An 18,931-nucleotide genomic window follows, 5' to 3' on the forward strand; every position below is an offset into this window, starting at 1 on the left:
ACGAACCACGACCAGACCGACCGACGAAAGGCACTGATGTGAACCTCACCATGGTTCAGCTGGCGGCCGAGGGCAAGGAAAACCCCCTCGTTCCGCCGTGGCCTGAGCTCGTCATCGGCCTCATCGCCTTCGTCATCGTCTTCGGCTTCCTCGCCAAGAAGCTCCTCCCGAACATCAACAAGGTTCTGGACGAGCGTCGCGAGGCCATCGAAGGCGGGATGGAGAAGGCCGAGGCCGCTCAGACCGAGGCCCAGAGCGTCCTTGAGCAGTACAAGGCGCAGCTCGCCGAGGCCCGCCACGAGGCTGCGCGCCTGCGCCAGGAGGCGACCGAGCAGGGCACCGCGCTCATCCAGGAGATGAGGGCGGAAGGCCAGCGGCAGCGTGAGGAGATCATCGCTGCCGGCCACGCCCAGATCGAGGCCGACCGCAAGGCCGCCGCGCACTCGCTCCGTCAGGACGTGGGCAAGCTGGCGACCGACCTGGCCGGCAAGCTGGTCGGCGAGTCCCTCGAGGACCACGCCCGCCAGAGCCGCACCATCGACCGTTTCCTCGGCGAGCTCGAGGAGAAGGCCGAGGCCGTCCGATGAACGGCGCGAGCCGCGAGGCACTGGCCGCCGCACGCGAGCGTCTCGACGCCTTGATGGACAACACGTCCGTCGACGCGGCGAAGCTCGGCGACGAGCTGGCCGCCGTCACCACGCTGCTCGACCGCGAGGTCTCGCTGCGTCGGGTCCTGACCGACCCGGCGCAGGCCGGCGAGGCCAGGGCCGAGCTGGCCGGGCGTCTGCTCGGCGGCCAGGTGGGCGGCGAGACCGTCGACCTGGTGGGCGGCATGGTCCGCTCCCGCTGGTCGCAGTCCCGTGACCTGGTGGACTCGCTGGAAGAACTGGCGGCCACCGCCGACCTCACCGCCGCGCAGCAGTCGGGCGCGCTGGACGACGTCGAGGACGAGCTGTTCCGGTTCGGCCGCATCGTCACCTCCAGCACCGAGCTGCGCTCCGCGCTCACCAGCCGCACCGCCACGGTCGCGGCCAAGAGCGAGCTGCTGCGCAGCCTGCTCGGCGGCAGGGCGAACCCGGTCACCGAGCGTCTGATCGGCCGTCTTGTGACCCGGCCGCGTGGACGTAGCCTGGAAGCGGGACTCGAGTCCCTCTCCAAGCTCGCCGCGCACCGCCGGGACCGGATGGTCGCCGTCGTCACCTCGGCGGTTCCGCTGACCGACGTCCAGAAGCAGCGCCTCGGCGCGGCTCTGGCGAAGATCTACGGCCGCCGGATGCACCTGAACCTCGACGTGGACCCCGAGGTCCTCGGCGGGATCTCGGTGCGTGTCGGCGACGAGGTCATCGAAGGCACCATCGCGGAGCGCCTCGAAGAGGCGAACCGGCGGCTGGCGCGCTGACCTCACGGTCGGCACAGCAACTGAATTAGCAACACCAGCGGCCCGGTTGGGCCGTGCAGAAATTGCAGAAGATTCCTGGGGGTCGGCCCCCAGACCCCCTTAGAAACTTCGGGCCCAACAAGGAGAGCAGGGAACCCAGATGGCGGAGCTCACGATCCGGCCGGAGGAGATCCGGGACGCGCTGGAGACCTTTGTCCAGTCGTACCAGCCGGACGCGGCCTCGCGCGAGGAGGTCGGTACGGTCAGCGTTGCCGGCGACGGCATCGCGAAGGTCGAGGGTCTTCCCTCGGCCATGGCGAACGAGCTGCTGCGGTTCGAGGACGGAACCCTTGGTCTCGCCCTCAACCTCGAGGAGCGCGAGATCGGTGCGATCGTCCTCGGCGAGTTCAGCGGAATCGAAGAGGGCCAGCCGGTGCAGCGCACCGGTGAGGTGCTCTCGGTCGGCGTCGGCGAGGGCTACCTCGGCCGCGTCGTCGACCCGCTCGGCAACCCGATCGACGGCCTCGGCGAGATCGAGACCGACGGCCGCCGCGCCCTGGAGCTGCAGGCTCCGGGCGTCATGGTCCGTAAGTCGGTGCACGAGCCGATGGCGACCGGTTACAAGGCCGTCGACGCGATGGTGCCGATCGGCCGTGGCCAGCGTCAGCTGATCATTGGTGACCGTCAGACCGGCAAGACCGCTCTGGCCGTCGACACGATCATCAACCAGCGCGACAACTGGCGCTCGGGCGACCCGAAGAAGCAGGTCCGCTGCATCTACGTCGCCATCGGCCAGAAGGGCTCGACCATCGCCTCCGTGCGTGGCGCCCTGGAAGAGGCCGGCGCGCTGGAGTACACGACGATCGTCGCCGCGCCCGCGTCCGACCCGGCCGGCTTCAAGTACCTTGCCCCGTACACCGGTTCGGCCATCGGCCAGCACTGGATGTACGACGGCAAGCACGTCCTCATCATCTTCGACGACCTGTCGAAGCAGGCCGACGCCTACCGCGCCGTGTCGCTGCTCCTGCGCCGCCCGCCGGGCCGCGAGGCCTACCCGGGTGACGTCTTCTACCTGCACTCGCGTCTGCTCGAGCGCTGCGCGAAGCTGTCGGACGACATGGGCGCCGGTTCGATGACGGGTCTGCCGATCGTCGAGACCAAGGCGAACGACGTGTCGGCGTTCATCCCGACCAACGTCATCTCCATCACCGACGGCCAGTGCTTCCTGGAGTCGGACCTGTTCAACGCCGGTCAGCGCCCCGCGCTGAACGTCGGTATCTCCGTCTCCCGAGTCGGTGGTTCCGCGCAGCACAAGGCCATGCGCCAGGTGTCCGGCCGACTGCGTGTCGACCTCGCCCAGTACCGCGAGCTGGAGGCGTTCGCCGCCTTCGGTTCCGACCTGGACGCCGCTTCCAAGGCCTCCCTTGAGCGCGGCAAGCGCATGGTCGAGCTGCTGAAGCAGCCGCAGTACTCGCCGTTCCCGGTCGAGGAGCAGGTCGTCTCCATCTGGGCCGGCACCACCGGCAAGATGGACGACGTCCCGGTCGAGGACATCCGCCGCTTCGAGGCCGAGCTGCTCGAGTACCTGCGCCGCGAGCGCAAGGAGCTCCTCACCTCGATCGCCGAGGGCGCGAAGATGTCGGACGACACCCTGCAGTCGGTGGCTGACGCCATCGCCGGCTTCAAGCGTCAGTTCGAGACCTCGGACGGCAAGCTCCTCGGCGACGACACGCCGGTCAGCACCAGCAAGTGACGACGACGGAAGGGACCTGACTCATGGGAGCGCAGCTCCGGGTCTACAAGCGTCGCATCCGATCCGTCACCGCGACCAAGAAGATCACCAAGGCGATGGAGATGATCGCCGCCTCGCGCATCGTCAAGGCGCAGCGCCAGGTGGCGGCCTCCACGCCGTACGCGACCGAGCTCACCCGTGCGGTGACCGCGGTGGCGACCGGCTCCACCACCAAGCACCCGCTCACCACCGAGGCCGAGGCCCCGGCCCGCGCCGCGGTCCTGCTCATCACGAGCGACCGCGGTCTGGCCGGCGGCTACTCCTCCAACGCCATCAAGGCGGCGGAGCGGCTCTCGGAGCGGCTGCGCGGCGAGGGCAAGGAGGTCGACACGTACATCGTCGGCCGCAAGGGTGTCGCCTACTACGGATTCCGTGAGCGCAAGGTCTCGGATTCGTGGACGGGCTTCACCGACAGCCCCACCTACGCGGACGCCAAGCAGGTCGCCGCGCCGCTGATCGAGGCCATCCAGACGGAGACGGCCGAGGGCGGCGCGGACGAACTGCACATCGTCTTCACGGAGTTCGTGTCGATGATGACGCAGACGCCGGTCGACGACCGGATGCTGCCGCTGTCGCTGGAGAAGGCTCAGGAGGAGACGGGTGGCAAGGACCAGATCCTGCCGCTCTTCGACTTCGAGCCGTCGGCGGAGGACGTCCTCGACGCCCTGCTGCCGCGCTACGTCGAAAGCCGCATCTACAACGCGCTGCTGCAGTCGGCTGCTTCCGAGCACGCCGCCCGCCGCCGCGCGATGAAGTCGGCCACCGACAACGCCGGGGAGCTCATCAAGAGCCTCTCCCGGCTTGCCAACGCGGCCCGCCAGGCCGAAATCACCCAGGAAATCAGCGAGATCGTCGGTGGCTCCAGTGCGCTGGCCGACGCGACCGCGGGGAGTGACGAGTAATGACGACCACTGTTGAGACGGCCGTTGCCACGGGCCGCGTCGCCCGGGTCATCGGCCCGGTCGTCGACGTGGAGTTCCCCGTCGACGCGATGCCGGACATCTACAACGCGCTGCACGTCCAGGTGGCCGACCCGGCCGAGGACGGCAAGCTCAAGACGCTGACGCTCGAAGTCGCCCAGCACCTGGGTGACGGCATCGTCCGCGCGATCTCGATGCAGCCCACCGACGGTCTGGTCCGCCAGGCCCCGGTGACCGACACGGGCGACGGCATCACGGTGCCGGTCGGCGACTTCACCAAGGGCAAGGTGTTCAACACCCTCGGTGAGGTGCTGAACAAGCCCGAGGAGAACGCCAACATCGGCGAGCGCTGGCCGATCCACCGCAAGGCGCCCAACTTCGACCAGCTCGAGTCCAAGACCGAGATGTTCGAGACCGGCGTCAAGGTCATCGACCTTCTCACCCCGTACGTCAAGGGTGGAAAGATCGGCCTGTTCGGTGGTGCCGGTGTCGGCAAGACCGTCCTCATCCAGGAAATGATCTACCGCGTGGCCAACAACCACGACGGTGTGTCGGTGTTCGCCGGTGTCGGCGAGCGCACCCGTGAGGGCAACGACCTCATCGAGGAGATGCAGGACTCGGGCGTCATCGACAAGACCGCCCTGGTCTTCGGTCAGATGGACGAGCCGCCGGGCACGCGTCTTCGGGTCGCCCTGGCCGGTCTGACGATGGCGGAGTACTTCCGTGACGTCCAGAAGCAGGACGTCCTCTTCTTCATCGACAACATCTTCCGGTACACCCAGGCGGGTTCCGAGGTGTCGACCCTGCTCGGCCGTATGCCCTCCGCGGTGGGTTACCAGCCGAACCTGGCCGACGAGATGGGTCTCCTCCAGGAGCGCATCACCTCGACCCGTGGTCACTCGATCACCTCGATGCAGGCGATCTACGTCCCCGCGGACGACCTGACCGACCCGGCCCCGGCCACCACCTTCGCCCACCTGGATGCGACGACGGTTCTCTCCCGTCCGATCTCCGAGAAGGGCATCTACCCGGCCGTGGACCCGCTGGACTCCACGTCCCGGATCCTGGACCCGCGCTACATCGCGCAGGAGCACTACGACGCCGCCATGCGCGTCAAGACGATCCTGCAGAAGTACAAGGACCTCCAGGACATCATCGCCATCCTCGGCATCGACGAGCTCGGCGAAGAGGACAAGCTGGTCGTGCACCGCGCCCGCCGCGTGGAGCGCTTCCTGTCGCAGAACACGCACGTCGCCAAGCAGTTCACCGGCGTCGACGGTTCGGACGTCCCGCTGGACGAGTCGATCACGGCGTTCAACCAGATCTGCGACGGCGAGTACGACCACTTCCCCGAGCAGGCGTTCTTCATGTGCGGTGGCCTGGAAGACCTCAAGGCCAACGCCAAGGAGCTGGGCGTCTCCTGACGCGCCCGACCGCGTGGAGGGGCGGGTGTGTCCCGCCCCTCTGCGTATCGCCACTCAAGAACTGACTAGAATTGTCCCAACACCCGGCCGTTCCGCCGGGTGGTGACCCGAGGAGCCAACCATGGCTACTGAGCTGCACGTCGAGCTCGTCGCCGCGGACCGCAGTGTCTGGTCCGGCGAGGCCACCCTGGTCGTCGCGCGCACCACGTCCGGCGACATCGGCGTCATGCCCGGTCACCAGCCGCTCCTTGGTGTGCTGGAGTCGGGCCCGGTGATGATCCGTACGAGCGAGGGCGGCACCGTCGTCGCGGCGGTGCACGGTGGATTCATCTCCTTCGCCGACAACAAGCTTTCGCTGCTGGCGGAGATCGCCGAGCTGGCGGACGAGATCGATGTCCAGCGTGCCGAGCGCGCGCTGGAGAGCGCGAAGTCGGAGTCGGACGCCGCCGCCGAGCGGCGCGCCGATGTACGACTGCGCGCGGTGGCGGTGCGCTAGCACCCCCGCCGGAGATTTTCCCTCAGCCGCGGCTCGGTCCGGAATTTTCCGGAGCCGGTCGCGGCTGAGGCGATGCAGGCAGATTTTTCCGTTGCTGGATTACTGGTTGAGCGAGGAGGTCGGTGTAGATGACTCTCGCTCTGCTTGTGTGTGGCCTGGTCGTCGCGCTGGTACTGCTGGGACTCTTCGTCTTCGGTCTGCGCCGGCGGCTGATCCAGCGCTCGGGCGGCACGTTCGACTGCAGTCTGCGCTGGGGTCTTCCGGAGACGCCGGACACCAGCGGCAAGGGCTGGGTGTACGGGGTGGCCCGCTACAACGGTGACCGGATCGAGTGGTTCCGGGTCTTTTCCTATGCGCCTCGGCCGCGGCGCATTCTTGAGCGGTCGGCCATCGATGTCGTGGCCCGGCGCCTGCCGGAGGGCGAGGAAGAGCTGGCCCTGCTGTCCGACGCGATCATCCTGGGCTGTACGCACCGGGGCACGCGGCTTGAGCTGGCGATGTCCGAGGATGCGCTGACGGGGTTCCTGGCGTGGCTGGAGGCGGCGCCGCCGGGCCAGCGGGTGAACGTGGCCTAGCCCTTTCCCCATTCCTGGGATTCCGCCCCAGACCCCGTATCGCGCCTGAAGGGCGCTCGTCCTCAAACGCCGGACGGGCTGGGAGTGGGCTGACGTCCGTAATCGTCGGACGGGCTGAAGATGCCGGTGCCGGCCAGCACCAGTGCTGCCAAGGGGCGCGGGGAACTGCGCGCCCAGCCACGCACGGTCCGCGGTCAAAAGCCCGGAAACCCCGGTGGTGGGGGACGGGCCCGCCTCCGGGGTTCCTGGGGCGGCCCGGGCTACCTGAGGCCGCTGTCGATCGCCGAGAGCAGCTCACCGTTCGACGTGTCCCCGCTGAACTCCCAGAAGAACGCCCCCCTCAACCCCTGGTTCTTCACGTACCCCATCTTTCCGGTGATCGTCGACGGCGTGTCGTAGCTCCACCAGTTGGACCCGCAGTGGGCGTACGCCGTGCCCGCGATCGTGCCCGTCACCGGGCAGGCGGTCTTGAGGACCTTGTAGTCCTCGATGCCCTGCTCGTACGTGCCGGGGGCCGGGCCCGTCGCCGTGCCGCCCGGGGCGTCCTGCGTCACGCCCGTCCAGCCCCGGCCGTAGAAGCCGATGCCCAGGTTGAGTTTGCTCGCCGGGACGCCCTTCGACTTGTACTTCTGGATCGCCGCGTCCGTGTTGAAGCCCGCGATCGGGATGCCGTTGTACGAGGTGAGCGGGGAGTGCGGAGCCGTGGGGCCCTGGGCGTCCCACGCGCCGAAGAAGTCGTACGTCATCACGTTGTACCAGTCGACGTAGCTCGCCGCGCCCCCGTAGTCGGCCGCGTCCATCTTGCCTCCCGCCGAGCCGTCGGCGGTGACGGCGGCGGTGACCAGCGCCGAGCCGCCGAACTTCGCACGCAGCGCTGCCAGCAGATTCTTCAGGGCGGCCGGCCCGCTGGTGTCGCAGGACAGACCGCAGGCGTTCGGGTACTCCCAGTCGATGTCGATGCCGTCGAAGACATCGGCCCAGCGCGGGTCCTTGACCAGGGAGTAGCAGGAGTTCGCGAACGCCGTCGGGTTGGCCGCGGCCGCGCCGAAGCCGCCGGACCAGGTCCAGCCGCCGAACGACCAGAGGATCTTGATGTTCGGGTACTTCTTCTTCAGCTCACGGAGCTGGTTGATGTTGCCCGCGACCGGCTGGTCCCAGGTGTCGGCGGTGCCGTCCACGCTGGAGGACGCGTCGTACGTCTTCTGGTAGTCGGCGTAGGCGTCACCGATGGCGCAGGCGCCGTTGGTGACGTTGCCGAACGCGTAGTTGATGTGGGTCAGCTTGCTCGCCGAGCCCGAGGTGACGATGTTCTTCACCTGGTAGTTGCGCTGGTAGATGCCCCAGTCGGTGAAGTAGCCGAGCTTGACCGTGGAGCCCGGGTTCGGGTTGCCGCCGCCCCCGGTGGTCGTCACGGTGACCGAGCCCGAGGACGGGCCGGTCTGGTCGGCGGTGTCGCGCGCGGTCACGCTGTAGGTGTAGGTGGTCCCGGCGGTGAGGCCCGTGTCCGTGTACGTCGTGCCGGTGACGGTCGCGATCTTGGCCGAGCCCCGGTAGACGTCGTAGTTCTTGACGCCCTTGTCGTCGGTCGCGGCCGACCAGGACAGTGTCACGCCGGTGTCGGTGACGTTGCTCGCGGTCGGGGTGCCGGGGGCGGACGGCGGGTTGTCGCCCGGGGTCGAACCCCCGTCGCAGGAGGCGCCGTTGAGCTTGCAGCCCGAGGGCGAGCCGGGGCCCGCGCCGTTGAAGCCGAAGCTCACGCTGGCGCCGGGGGCGAGGGTGCCGTTGTAGGACTTGTTCTTGGCGGTCCAGTGGGTGCCGGAACTGGTGACGTCCGCGTCCCAGGCCGAGGTCACGGACGTACCCGAGGGGTAGTCCCACTCCACGGTCCAGGAACTCAGCGCGGTGGTGCCGGTGTTCTTGATGGTCCAGCCGGCCCCGAATCCGGTACCCCAGTCCGAGGACTTGGCGTACGTGGCGGTCGCCGAGGTGGCGGCCTCGGCGGGGGAGGCGAGGCCCACGAGTGCGGCCAGGGGGAGGGCGAGTGCGGTCAGGGCCGCTGCGGCTCTTGATCTGAAGCGCGTTCGGAGATGACGTGCGGTTCTCAAGGCTGCTCCCGAATGGTGCGACGGTGGTGGGGGTGGGACCCTGCTCCGTCCGATGGGTGCGCCTCAGTGACGGCACGCCCACCAGCAGTGTGCGGTGAGCGTAGAAAGGTCTGTACCAACCGTCAAGAGGTCCAGACCTCCGACAGCCCATCCCGCTCTAGAGGCTCAACTCCTGTGCCAGTACCGCCGCTTGGACCCTGCTGCGCAGCCCCAGCTTGCCAAGGAGCCTGCTGACGTGCGTCTTCACCGTCGCCTCCGCCATGTCCAGGCGCACCGCGATCTCCGCGTTGGACAGGCCCCGGCCCAGGCACGAAAGGACCTCGCCCTCGCGGCGGGTCAGGCTGTCGAGCGCGGCGGGACGCGGTGGGGCGACCTGGCGCGGGGCCGCGGCGAACTCCGCGATGAGGCGGCGGGTCACGGCCGGGGCGATCAGCCCCTCGCCGCGCGCCACCGTCCGCACCGCCTCGATCAGGTCCTTCGCGTCCGTGTTCTTGAGCAGGAAGCCCGAAGCGCCCGCGCGCAGCGCCCCGAAGACGTACTCGTCGAGGTCGAAGGTGGTCAGGACCAGGACGTCGGCGAGCTGCTCGCCGGTCACGGCGGCGGTCGCCGAGACCCCGTCCAGCTTCGGCATCTGCACGTCCATCAGGACCAGGTCGGGGCGCAGTTCGCGGGCGAGCGCGACCGCCCGCTCGCCGTCGGCGGCCTCGCCGACCACCTCGATGTCCGGGGCGCTGGAGAGGATCAGGACGAGCCCGGCCCGCACCGCCGACTGGTCCTCCGCGACCAGAACCCGGATCGTCATGTGCTCAACATCCCTTCCTCTGCGGGCAGTTGGGCCCGCACCTGCCATGTCTTGGTGCCGTCGGCCGCCGTTTCGGGCCCCGCGGCGAAGGTCCCGCCGAGCAGTTCCGTCCGCTCGCGCATTCCGATGAGCCCGGCCCCGGAACCCGGCGCGCGCGGGCCGGGACGGTCGCCGTACGGGCTGGTGACGCACACCGTGAGAAGCCCGTCCGGGCGCGTGAGGACGACCTCGACGGTGCCGGGCACCGCGTGCTTGAGCGCGTTGGTGAGGGACTCCTGGACGATCCGGTACGCGGCCAGCTCCACCGGTGCGGGCAGCGGCCCGTCCTCGGTACGGCGGTCGTCGAGCGTGAAGCCGAGCCCGCTGTCGGCCCCGTTGGTGCGCGCCTGGGCGAGCAGCGCGTCGAGCCCGGCCAGGGTGGGCGCCGCGGTGGGCTCGTCGCGTCCGCTGGTGTCGCGAAGGAGGCCGATGAGCCGGCGCATCTCGGCGAGCCCGTCCACGCTGTTCTCGCGGATCACCGAAAGCGCCTGCCGGGTCGTCGCGGGATCGTCGAGGGAGAGCGCGGCCGTGGAGTGGATGGCGATCGCCGAGAGGTGGTTGGCCACCATGTCGTGCAGCTCGCGGGCCATCCTGGCGCGCTCGGTGACCACGGCCTGGCTGCGGTCCATCTCGGCGAGCAGCGCGGTCTGTTCGGCCCGCAGCCGGGCGCTGTCGGCGGCCTCGCGGTGGTTGCGCACAAGGACGCCGGTGGTCGCGGGTGCGAACGAGATCAGGCCGGTGACCACGCCGAGGAGCAGCGCCTGCGGCTTGTGGAACCAGGCGTAGAACCCGATCGTCACGCCGACCGTGATCAGGCCGGTGGTGACCGGGATGCGGCGCGCGGCGGAGGGCGAGCCGTAGACGACGGCCGCGTACACGAGGTCGGTGAACATCACGACCGTCGCCAGGCTGCCCGGCGTGAACTGGTCCGCCATCAGCACACAGGTGCCGAGGACCAGCGCTGCCTGCGGTGCCGTGCGGCGGAGCAGCTCCAGGCCCGCCATCAGGACCAGCGGCACCAGCACCCAGGCGTCGGGCAGCGGGCGGTTGCCCTGGGTGTGCAGGCCGACGGCCCACAGGACGAGCCCGCCGAGCAGCCCGGCGCCGGCGATCAGGACGTCGTCGCGGTCTGGTCGGGAGAGCGGCTTCACGGTCCCATCCAACACGGCCGCCGGGCCCCGGGCCTCCCCACACCAGGTGATCCGCCGCTACATCGAAGGATGCAGTCCCGTTTCGTCACTGGCGACGACGAAGGGGCGCCGGACGCGGGCGAGCCTTGAGGAGTACGAGAGGAGACCACCGTGATCGTCACGCTGATCATCGCCTGCGAAGTCGGCTTCTGGGTCCTGCTGGCCGCGGGTCTCGCCCTGCGTTACCTCGCCAAGATGCCAAGGACGAGCGTGGCGGTGCTGCTGTGCGAGCCGCTCCTGGAGGTGGTGCTGCTCGTGGTGACCGCCGTCGACCTGAAGAACGGCGCGCAGCCGGACTGGAAGCACGGCCTCGCCGCCGTCTACATCGGCTTCTCGGCCGGGATGGGCCACCACATGGTGACCCGCGCCGACGCCTGGGTCGCCTACCGCTTCGCGGGCGGCCCCAGGCCCGCCAAGGCACCCAGGGGAGGCAGCGCCAGGACCGCGTACGAGTGGAAGACGGCGGGCCGCTTCACCGTCGCGTCCCTGATCGCGATCGCCCTGCTCCAGGCCGCGATCTGGTACGTCGGCGGGGACGGCAGCACCGACTCGCTGCGGATGTGGCAGCAGAAGATGCTGTACGTGATCGGCATCAACGTGATCATCGCGCTGAGCTACACGCTGTTCCCGAAGAAGGTGGCGGAGGCCGAGGCGAAGCCCTCGGTGCTCGACCGGCTCCTGAAGCCCGCTTCGGACAGGCCCGGGGCGCACACAGGCGAGGGCCGTACGCTGACCCGGCGGTAGCCGGATGAAGTGAGGGAGCGCGGATGAGCGGGCCGAGCCGTCCCGGGGACGTCCTGGTCGTCGACGACGACGATGCGGTGCGCCGCTCGCTCGACCGGGGGCTCAGGCTGAACGGCTTCCGGGTCCGCACCGCCGCTGGCGGACGCGCCGCGCTCGCCGAGATCGGGCAGAGCCCGCCCGATGTGCTCGTCCTGGACGTGTCCATGCCCGGCATGAGCGGCATCGAGGTGTGCCGGACGCTGCGGGAGGCCGGGCACGACCTGCCCGTCCTGATGCTGTCGGCGCTGGACGAGACCGCCGACCGGATCGCCGGGCTCCAGGCGGGCGGCGACGACTACCTGGTCAAACCGTTCGCTCTTCAGGAGTTGGTGCTGCGCCTGCACGCCCTGCTGCGCCGCCGCCCGCCCGCCCCGCACGACGTGGTCCGCGCCTGCGGCCTCGTCATCGACCCGGCGGCCCGCACCGCCGAGCGCGACGGCCGCCCCCTCGACCTCACCCGGCGCGAGTACGAACTCCTCGAAGTCCTGGCCCGCAACGCCGGCCTCGTCCTCAGCCGGGACCAACTGCTCGAACGCGTCTGGGGGTACGACTTCGACGTACGCACCGACGCCGTCGACACCTTCGTCAGCTATCTGCGCCGCAAGCTGGAGGCGGACGGCGCGCCCCGGCTCGTCCACACCGTGCGCGGCATCGGCTTCGTCCTGCGGGAGCAGCCGTGAAGCTCTCCACCCGGATCGCCCTCGCCGTCGGCATCACCGTGCCGCTCCTGGTCCTGGCCTGCGGCTGGCTCCTTGTCACCCTGGTCGCCCGCGATCTGCACCGCGAGGAGGACAGCCACCTGCGGGCCCGGGCCACCGCGATCGCCCAGGACGCCCGCACGCTGCTGAGGGCCGCGGCCAACGACCAGCCCACCGCCGAGGAGAACCGCCGGCGCCGCCTGTTCAACGCGGCGCTCGACGTCGGCGTGCGGCTCATCGGACCCGACGGCACGTTCAGCGGCGGTCCCCAGCCCGACGCCTCGGTGGCGCTGCCCGCTCCCGGGAAGGGGCCCGTCACCGTCCACGGCGGGGGCCGCAGCTGGCGGGCGTACGCGCAGCCGGTCAAGGGGGCGCAGGTCTCCGGCACCCTGTGGGTGTTCGCGCCGGACACCGCGAGCCGCGCCCAGCTCACCCTGGTCCGCAACCGCGTCGTCACCACCGCGCTGCTCGCGGCCCCGCTGTCCGCGCTGCTGGCCTGGGCCATCGCGAGCGGCGCGACCCGCCCGCTGGGCAGGCTGCGCAAGGCGGCGGCCGGGCTCGACCCCCGGACCACCACGGTACGTCTGGAACACCGGCCCACCCGCGTCGCCGAGGTCGACGACCTGGCCGCCACCCTCCAGACGGTTCTGGCCCGCTACGACGAGCAGGCCGCCCGCACCGCGCAGGCCCTCGACACCGCGCGTTCCTTCTCCGCGGCCGCCTCGCACGAACTGCGCAACCCGCTGATGAGCATGGGCACCAACCTCGACGTCCTGGCCCACCCCGGGCTCCCCGATGCCGACCGCGCCGAGGTCGTCGAGGACCTGCGCCGCGAGCACGCGCGGCTGCTCGGCATGCTGGTGGCGCTGCGCGAGCTGGGGCGCGGCGACCTGGTCGAGGCCGACGCGTTCCGGGTGCTCGACGTGGCGGAGGTCGCCGACGCCGCCGTCGCCGAGGCCCGCAGGCGCGCCCCGGACGCGGTGATCACGCTCAGCGCGGGGCCCGCGCCGGTGCACGGCTGGGAGCCCGGCATCCGGATTCTGCTGGACAACCTGCTCGGCAACGCGCTGGCCCATGGGCGGGATGCGGAGGGCCGGGCCGAGATCGCGGTCGCCGTCGGGATCGAGGGCGGCCAGGTGCTGCTCACCGTGGACGACCGGGGTCCGGGCATCGCCCCCGCCGACCGCCAGGAGGTGTTCCGCCGCTTCCGCCGGGGGCCCGCGAGCACCGGGTCCGGGCTCGGTCTGACCCTGGTCGCCCAGCAGGCGGCGCTGCACGGCGGCACCGCGCAACTCGGCGAGGGGCCGGGCGGTACGGGCACCCGGTGCACGGTGCGGCTGCCCGCCGGGGGGCCTGCCCGGGAGGGCGAACTTCCGGCCCGGCGGGACTGGTTGACGGTTACCGCCGAGCGATCACAGAGTTCCCACAAAGAGCCTTCCTAGCCTCCGGGGCGTACCGGAAATCCGTACGTCACGGAGGCAAGTCATGCGCAACGCCATCTTCAACCGCCGCCGGGTCGCGGCGGCAGCCCTCGCCGCGACGGCCGTACTGACCGTCACCGCGCCCAGCGCCTTCGCGGACTCGACGCCCTCGCCGGCCGCCACCGCGAAGGCTCCCACCGGCGACGGGGCCAAGGGCATCTGCAAGCGCGAGCCCAAGGCCGAGAAGCGCATCGAACGTGCCCTGAACCGGCTCGGCGGGGGAGCGGACACGCCGGGTTCGGTGGCGCGGATGCAGCAGCGGGAGGACAACGCGAAGAAGGAGGGCCACACGGCAATCGCCACCTACCTCGACCACAAGCTCACCTACCGCAAGGGCTTGGTGACGACCCTTCAGCAGCGCCAGAAGGACCTCAAGGACGTGGCCTCCTGGTGCGCGGCCAACAACAACGGGGCCAAGTGATGCGGGCCCGCGGCGTGGCGCTCGCCGTGGCGGCCGCGGCCCTGACGGCCGCGCTCGCCACGGGCTGCGCCCACTCGCACCCCCAGACCCGGTCCGGGTCGTCGTCCGGCTCCGAGCAGCAGATGGAAAAGAAGGTGAGCGACGCGGAATCGGCGGCGGCGGCCGCGGACGCAGATACGCAGGCGGATCGCTAGCGGCCCGGCATCAGCGCTGCCAGGGGCGCGGGGAACTGCGCGAGCAACCACGACGGCCCGCGGCCGAAAACGGGTCCAGGGGCGCGGGGAACTGCGCAAAGGGCCTCGGGGAGCCACCCCCTGCACCACACAGCCCCCCGAGCCCTACCTCTCACCACCGGGCACCCACAGCACGTCCCCCACCTCCTTGTTCGCCGTGCGGGCCAGGATGAACAGGAGGTCGGAGAGGCGGTTCAGGTAGGTCGCCGTCAGGGGGTTCATGACGGTGCCGTGCACTTCGAGCGCCGCCCACGTCGAGCGCTCCGCGCGCCGCACCACCGTGCACGCCTGGTGCAGCAGCGCCGCGCCGGGCGTGCCGCCGGGCAGGATGAAGCTGCGCAGCTTCTCCAGGTCCTCCAGGAAGCGGTCGCAGTCCGCCTCCAGCTTGTCGACGTAGGACTGCTCCACCCGCAGCGGCGGGTACTCCGGGTTCTCGACGACCGGCGTGGCGAGGTCCGCGCCCACGTCGAACAGGTCGTTCTGGACCCGGACCAGCACCTTCACGACCTCCTCGGGGAGCTGCCCGAGCGCGACGGCCGTGCCGATGACGGCATTGGCCTCATTGGTGTCGGCGTACGCCGAGATCCGCAGATCGGTCTTGGCGGTCCGGCTCATGTCGCCGAGGGCGGTCGTGCCCTGGTCGCCGGTGCGGGTGTAGATGCGCGTCAGATTGACCATGCGGCCAGAGTAGTTACGCTCCGGCCGTCCGGAAGACGCGTGTGCCCACCGTCACGGCCAGCACCGCGAAACCGACCGCCACCAGGCCCCCGTACAGCATGGTCGTGGTGGCGTACGAGCCGAGATAGGCCGAGCGCACCGCGTCCACCAGATAGCGGAACGGCATGAAGTGGGACAGCACGTTCAGCCAGGCGGGCGCGAGCGTCATGGGCAGCATCAGGCCGGAGAGCAGCATCGACGGCATGGCGATGGAGTTGATCGCCGGGCCGAACCCCTGCGGAGTGCGCACCTTCATGGCCAGCGCGTAGGACAGCGAGGCCAGCGACAGCGTGAGCAGCGCCACGAAGGCGAAGCCGATCAGGATCCCGGCCAGCGGGGCGCGCAGGCCCATCACCAGCGCGGCGAGGACCAGGAGTACGGCCTGGAAGACGAACAGTGCGGCGTCCCGCAGGACCCGGCCAAGGAGCAGGGCCAGGCGCGAGACGGGGGTGACGCGCATACGCTCCACGACGCCGTAGCCGTTCTCGATGATGATCGCGAACCCCGCGAACGAGGCGCTGAACAGGCCGAGTTGGAGCAACAGGCCGGGTACCAGGACCTGCCAGGAGCTGCCGGTCGAGCCCAGCGGCATTCCGGTCAGGAGCGGGCCGAAGAAGAGCAGGTAGAGCAGCGGCATCAGGATGCCGAAGAGGATCTGGAACTTCGAGCGCAAGGTCTGGCGGGCGTACCTGCCGAAGATCAGCGCGGTGTCGGAGAGCAGCGGTGAGGCGGTCATGGGGGAGTCCTAGACGGCTACGGGGGTGGATTCCTGCGGCGCGGCGCTGCGCCCGGTGATGGCGAGGAAGGCGTCCTGGAGCGAGGCGTCGGGGCCGCCCGCGTACTGGGTCTTGAGGTCGGTGGGCGTGCCCTCGGCCACGATCACGCCCTTGTCGACGATCACCAGGCGGTCGGCGAGCGCGTCGGCCTCGTCCAGGTAGTGGGTGGTGAGGAAGACGGTGGTGCCGTGGTCGGCCCGGATCCTGCGGACCAGGTCCCACAGGTCGGTCCGGCTGCCCGGGTCGAGGCCGGTGGTCGGCTCGTCGAGGAAGAGCACGGCGGGCCGGTGCATCAGGCCCATCGCGATGTCGAGGCGCCGCCGTTGTCCGCCGGAGAGCGTCGACGTCTTGCGGTCCAGGAGGTCGCAGAGGCCGAGGTCTGCCGCCAACTCTCCTGCCCGCAGGGCGGCTTGGGCCTTGCCGAGCCGGTAGAGGCGGCCCTGGGTGACCAGCTCCTCGCGTACGGAGATGTTCGGGTCGACGCCGCCGGACTGGGCCACGTAACCGCAGGCCCGCCGCACCGCGGCGGGGTCGCGCACCAGGTCGTGGCCGGCCACGGTCGCGGCTCCCCCGGTCGGCGGGAGCAGCGTGGTGAGCATCCGCAGCGTGGTGGTCTTGCCCGCGCCGTTGGGGCCGAGGAAGCCGAGGATCTCGCCGGCCCGCACCGTCAGGTCGATGCCGCGCACCGCCTCGACCGGTCCTGCCTTGCTGGGGAAGGTCCGGGCGAGCCCGGCCGTGCTGATGATTGCCATGGGTCAAGAAAAACAGAGGGACTTAAATTTTGCAATGGCACCAAAATTTAAGAGAGTGCAGGGGGTCGCCTACGCTGGAGCCATGACAGAAGGACTCAGGGAGCGGAAGAAGCGCGAGACCAGGCAGCGGATCTCGGACCTGGCCACCGGGCTCTTCCTGGAGCGCGGCTTCGAGGCGGTCACGATCGCCGAGATCGCCGAGGTGGCCGACGTGTCCGTGAACACCGTCTACAACTACTTCCCCGCCAAGGAGGACCTGTTCTTCGACCGCAGCAGTGGCATCGTCGACCGGCTCTCGCGCTGGGTGCGTGGCCGCGACGAGGGGGAGTCGGCCGCCGGGGCGGTGCTGCGCGAGCTGCGCGCCGAGGTCGAGTCGGTCTCGCCCCGGGTCGGCCTGATGGAGGGCTACAGCCGGTTCATGGCCGTCATCCACGACTCGCCCGCGCTCAAGGCCCGGCTGTGGGCGGTGGGCCAGGAGGTCCTGGACAACCTGGACGTGACCCTGCGCGAGGAAGTCGGGGCGCCGCCCGAGGAGGCGCTGCCCTCACTGGTCGCGGGTCAGATCGGCTGGGTCCACCAGGCGGCGATGGCCGCCATCAGCCGCGAGATGATGGCCGGCCGCGATCCCAAGGTGGTCTCCCGCGAGGTGCTCGTCCTGATCGACGAGATGGAGGGACTCCTGGGGGACAAGGTGCTCAACTACGCCGTACGGGGCGCCCGCTGAGACCCACCTCACGCCGTCCGGTGTGATGTCCGTCATCTGAGACGTGACGCGCATCTCTTAGCACTCCCAGAATGCCGCCCGGCCGATAGCCTCCGCCAAGAAGGCTTGGGTGGAAACCTGTTGGAGGGAAGTGTCGTGGCCAGGAAGCTCGCCGTCATCGGAGCCGGACTCATGGGGTCCGGTATCGCGCAGGTCTCGGCCCAGGCGGGCTGGGAGGTCGTCCTGCGCGACGTCACCGACGAAGCCCTCACCCGGGGCACCGACGGCATCAAGGCCTCGTACGACAAGTTCGTGAGCAAGGGCAAGCTGGCCGCCGAGGACGCCGAGGCCGCGCTCGCCCGCATCACCACGACCACCGACCTGGACGCGGCCGCCGACGCCGACATCGTCGTCGAGGCCGTCTTCGAGAAGCTGGAGGTCAAGCACGAGATCTTCCGCACGCTCGACAAGATCGTGCGCGCGGACACCGTGCTCGCCTCCAACACCTCGGCCATCCCGATCACCAAGATCGCGGCGGCCACCGAGCACCCCGAGCGGGTCGTCGGCGTCCACTTCTTCTCGCCGGTCCCGATGATGCAGCTGTGCGAGCTGGTGCGCGGCTACAAGACCAGCGACGAAACCCTCGCCACCGCGCGGGAGTTCGCCGAGTCGGTCGGCAAGACCTGCATCGTGGTCAACCGCGACGTGGCCGGCTTCGTGACCACCCGCCTCATCTCGGCACTCGTCGTCGAGGCGGCCAAGCTGTACGAATCGGGCGTGGCCACCGCCGAGGACATCGACCTCGCCTGCAAGCTGGGCTTCGGCCACGCGATGGGCCCGCTCGCCACCGCCGACCTCACGGGCGTCGACATCCTGCTGCACGCCACCAGCAACATCTACACGGAGTCCCAGGACGAGAAGTTCGCCCCGCCGGAGCTGATGCGCCGGATGGTGGACGCGGGTGACATCGGTCGCAAGAGCGGGCAGGGCTTCTACAAGCACTGAACCGCCGACAGCCCGAAACCCTAACTCCAAGGGGTGAATTAGGTATCGGTTCGCTCACGGGCGGCAACTTCTGCGGCCGTGGGGCAGTCAGTTGTTGAGTCGGTTGGAAAGCCAGAGCACTCTCGGGAGCGCATATGCACATCAGGGGCGACCACGTCGAGCTGGTCGTCGGGGGCCGCCTCGACGTCCGCAGCGCGGCGGACGCCCGTACGGCCCTGCACTCGGCGGTCGACGACGGGGCCGGAGACCTCGTGCTCGACCTCACCGAACTGGACTCGTGGGACGCCACCGGACTCGGCGTGATCATGGGAGCGCACCGCCGGGCCGGGCGGTGCGGCCGGCGCCTGGTGCTGCGCGGCGTACCGCCCCAGATGCAGCGGCTCCTGGTCGCCACCCGGCTGCACCGCATCCTCGCGATCGAGGGCGGCATCGTCGCCGAGGCCCTGCCCCGCGTGTAGAAACCGGGGAGTTGTCGTGACAGGGCCGAGGGAAACGGACTCCGCGCGCAATCCTCACGAGACTGTGACGTCTTGGGCGGGGCGGCACCCCGCCTGTTCGTAGATACTGTCCGCAGGTCTAGGGTTCGGCTTCCCGCCGATCGACGAACCCACACGGCGGGCACCGGACCAGAAGCGACAGCG

Annotated in this window: 21 protein-coding genes; 15 read left to right on the forward strand and 6 right to left on the reverse strand. The window is 70.1% G+C overall.

The window, feature by feature from the left end; all coding sequences use genetic code 11:
* Positions 1–50: 50 nt before the first annotated feature.
* From IE206_RS19550 to IE206_RS19580, 7 genes are all read left to right on the forward strand, one after another.
* Entirely contained in the window at positions 51–587 is a 537-nt protein-coding gene (locus IE206_RS19550) for a F0F1 ATP synthase subunit B (protein ID WP_063802014.1), read from the forward strand.
* Positions 584–1,399, forward strand: a complete 816-nt coding sequence (locus IE206_RS19555; protein WP_189963677.1) for a F0F1 ATP synthase subunit delta — start codon at positions 584–586, stop codon at positions 1,397–1,399. Before IE206_RS19550 ends, IE206_RS19555 begins: the two co-directional genes overlap by 4 nt.
* Before the next feature lie 139 nt (positions 1,400–1,538).
* Positions 1,539–3,131: a F0F1 ATP synthase subunit alpha gene (atpA, locus tag IE206_RS19560; protein ID WP_053726993.1), complete on the forward strand. Its 1,593-nt coding sequence runs from the start codon at positions 1,539–1,541 to the stop codon at positions 3,129–3,131.
* A 23-nt stretch (positions 3,132–3,154) separates the two neighbouring features.
* Entirely contained in the window at positions 3,155–4,072 is a 918-nt protein-coding gene (locus tag IE206_RS19565; RefSeq protein ID WP_189963679.1) for a F0F1 ATP synthase subunit gamma, read from the forward strand.
* A complete protein-coding gene (gene atpD / locus IE206_RS19570; RefSeq protein WP_053726995.1) occupies positions 4,072–5,514 on the forward strand; it encodes a F0F1 ATP synthase subunit beta in 1,443 nt (480 codons plus the stop codon). Before IE206_RS19565 ends, atpD begins: the two co-directional genes overlap by 1 nt.
* A 121-nt stretch (positions 5,515–5,635) precedes the next feature.
* Positions 5,636–6,010, forward strand: coding sequence for a F0F1 ATP synthase subunit epsilon (locus IE206_RS19575; RefSeq protein WP_053726996.1), 375 nt, complete (start codon positions 5,636–5,638; stop codon positions 6,008–6,010).
* Between the two features lie 128 nt (positions 6,011–6,138).
* Positions 6,139–6,585 (forward strand): DUF2550 domain-containing protein, encoded by a 447-nt coding sequence (locus IE206_RS19580; protein ID WP_189963681.1) that lies wholly within the window; start codon positions 6,139–6,141, stop codon positions 6,583–6,585.
* Positions 6,586–6,845: 260 nt separating this feature from the next.
* Here the strand turns inward: IE206_RS19580 and IE206_RS19585 are convergent, their stop codons facing one another.
* From IE206_RS19585 to IE206_RS19595, 3 genes are all read right to left on the reverse strand, one after another.
* On the reverse strand, positions 6,846–8,690 hold the full coding sequence (locus IE206_RS19585) for a glycoside hydrolase family 18 chitinase (protein ID WP_189963683.1): 1,845 nt from the start codon (positions 8,688–8,690) through the stop codon (positions 6,846–6,848).
* A gap of 157 nt (positions 8,691–8,847) precedes the next feature.
* Positions 8,848–9,492 carry a response regulator gene (locus IE206_RS19590; protein WP_189963685.1) on the reverse strand — a complete coding sequence of 215 codons (645 nt, stop codon included), beginning with the start codon at positions 9,490–9,492 and terminating at the stop codon, positions 8,848–8,850.
* Positions 9,489–10,682: a sensor histidine kinase gene (locus IE206_RS19595; RefSeq protein ID WP_226599850.1), complete on the reverse strand. Its 1,194-nt coding sequence runs from the start codon at positions 10,680–10,682 to the stop codon at positions 9,489–9,491. Before IE206_RS19595 ends, IE206_RS19590 begins: the two co-directional genes overlap by 4 nt.
* Positions 10,683–10,832: 150 nt before the next feature.
* Here IE206_RS19595 and IE206_RS19600 point away from each other — a divergent pair, with 150 nt between their 5' ends.
* Genes IE206_RS19600 through IE206_RS19620 form a run of 5 tightly spaced genes read left to right on the forward strand, consistent with a single transcriptional unit; the run spans position 10,833 to position 14,298 of the window.
* On the forward strand, positions 10,833–11,465 hold the full coding sequence (locus IE206_RS19600) for a hypothetical protein (protein ID WP_226599842.1): 633 nt from the start codon (positions 10,833–10,835) through the stop codon (positions 11,463–11,465).
* A 23-nt stretch (positions 11,466–11,488) separates the two neighbouring features.
* Positions 11,489–12,184 (forward strand): response regulator transcription factor, encoded by a 696-nt coding sequence (locus IE206_RS19605; RefSeq protein ID WP_189963687.1) that lies wholly within the window; start codon positions 11,489–11,491, stop codon positions 12,182–12,184.
* Entirely contained in the window at positions 12,181–13,644 is a 1,464-nt protein-coding gene (locus IE206_RS19610; RefSeq protein ID WP_189963689.1) for a sensor histidine kinase, read from the forward strand. Before IE206_RS19605 ends, IE206_RS19610 begins: the two co-directional genes overlap by 4 nt.
* Before the next feature lie 43 nt (positions 13,645–13,687).
* Entirely contained in the window at positions 13,688–14,104 is a 417-nt protein-coding gene (locus tag IE206_RS19615; protein WP_189963692.1) for a hypothetical protein, read from the forward strand.
* Positions 14,104–14,298, forward strand: a complete 195-nt coding sequence (locus tag IE206_RS19620) for a hypothetical protein (protein WP_189963694.1) — start codon at positions 14,104–14,106, stop codon at positions 14,296–14,298. Before IE206_RS19615 ends, IE206_RS19620 begins: the two co-directional genes overlap by 1 nt.
* Positions 14,299–14,442: 144 nt before the next feature.
* Here IE206_RS19620 and IE206_RS19625 read toward each other — a convergent pair whose 3' ends face one another.
* The 3 genes from IE206_RS19625 to IE206_RS19635 are packed head-to-tail and all read right to left on the reverse strand — an operon-like array spanning position 14,443 to position 16,582.
* Positions 14,443–15,015: a cob(I)yrinic acid a,c-diamide adenosyltransferase gene (locus tag IE206_RS19625; protein WP_189963696.1), complete on the reverse strand. Its 573-nt coding sequence runs from the start codon at positions 15,013–15,015 to the stop codon at positions 14,443–14,445.
* 13 nt (positions 15,016–15,028) lie between these two features.
* The gene (locus IE206_RS19630) at positions 15,029–15,790 is read right to left on the reverse strand and encodes an ABC transporter permease (RefSeq protein WP_189963698.1); all 762 of its coding nucleotides are present in this window, start codon (positions 15,788–15,790) and stop codon (positions 15,029–15,031) included.
* Between the two features lie 9 nt (positions 15,791–15,799).
* Positions 15,800–16,582 (reverse strand): ABC transporter ATP-binding protein, encoded by a 783-nt coding sequence (locus IE206_RS19635; RefSeq protein ID WP_189963701.1) that lies wholly within the window; start codon positions 16,580–16,582, stop codon positions 15,800–15,802.
* A gap of 82 nt (positions 16,583–16,664) precedes the next feature.
* On the opposite strand from IE206_RS19635, the gene IE206_RS19640 reads away from it, so the two are divergent.
* From IE206_RS19640 to IE206_RS19650, 3 genes are all read left to right on the forward strand, one after another.
* Positions 16,665–17,306 carry a TetR/AcrR family transcriptional regulator gene (locus IE206_RS19640; protein WP_189963703.1) on the forward strand — a complete coding sequence of 214 codons (642 nt, stop codon included), beginning with the start codon at positions 16,665–16,667 and terminating at the stop codon, positions 17,304–17,306.
* A gap of 135 nt (positions 17,307–17,441) precedes the next feature.
* A complete protein-coding gene (locus IE206_RS19645) occupies positions 17,442–18,290 on the forward strand; it encodes a 3-hydroxyacyl-CoA dehydrogenase family protein (RefSeq protein WP_189963705.1) in 849 nt (282 codons plus the stop codon).
* 134 nt (positions 18,291–18,424) lie between these two features.
* Positions 18,425–18,748, forward strand: a complete 324-nt coding sequence (locus tag IE206_RS19650) for an STAS domain-containing protein (protein ID WP_100577458.1) — start codon at positions 18,425–18,427, stop codon at positions 18,746–18,748.
* Positions 18,749–18,931 lie beyond the last annotated feature (183 nt).

This window comes from Streptomyces violascens, from assembly GCF_014649955.1.
Taxonomy (GTDB): Bacteria; Actinomycetota; Actinomycetes; order Streptomycetales; family Streptomycetaceae; genus Streptomyces; species Streptomyces violascens.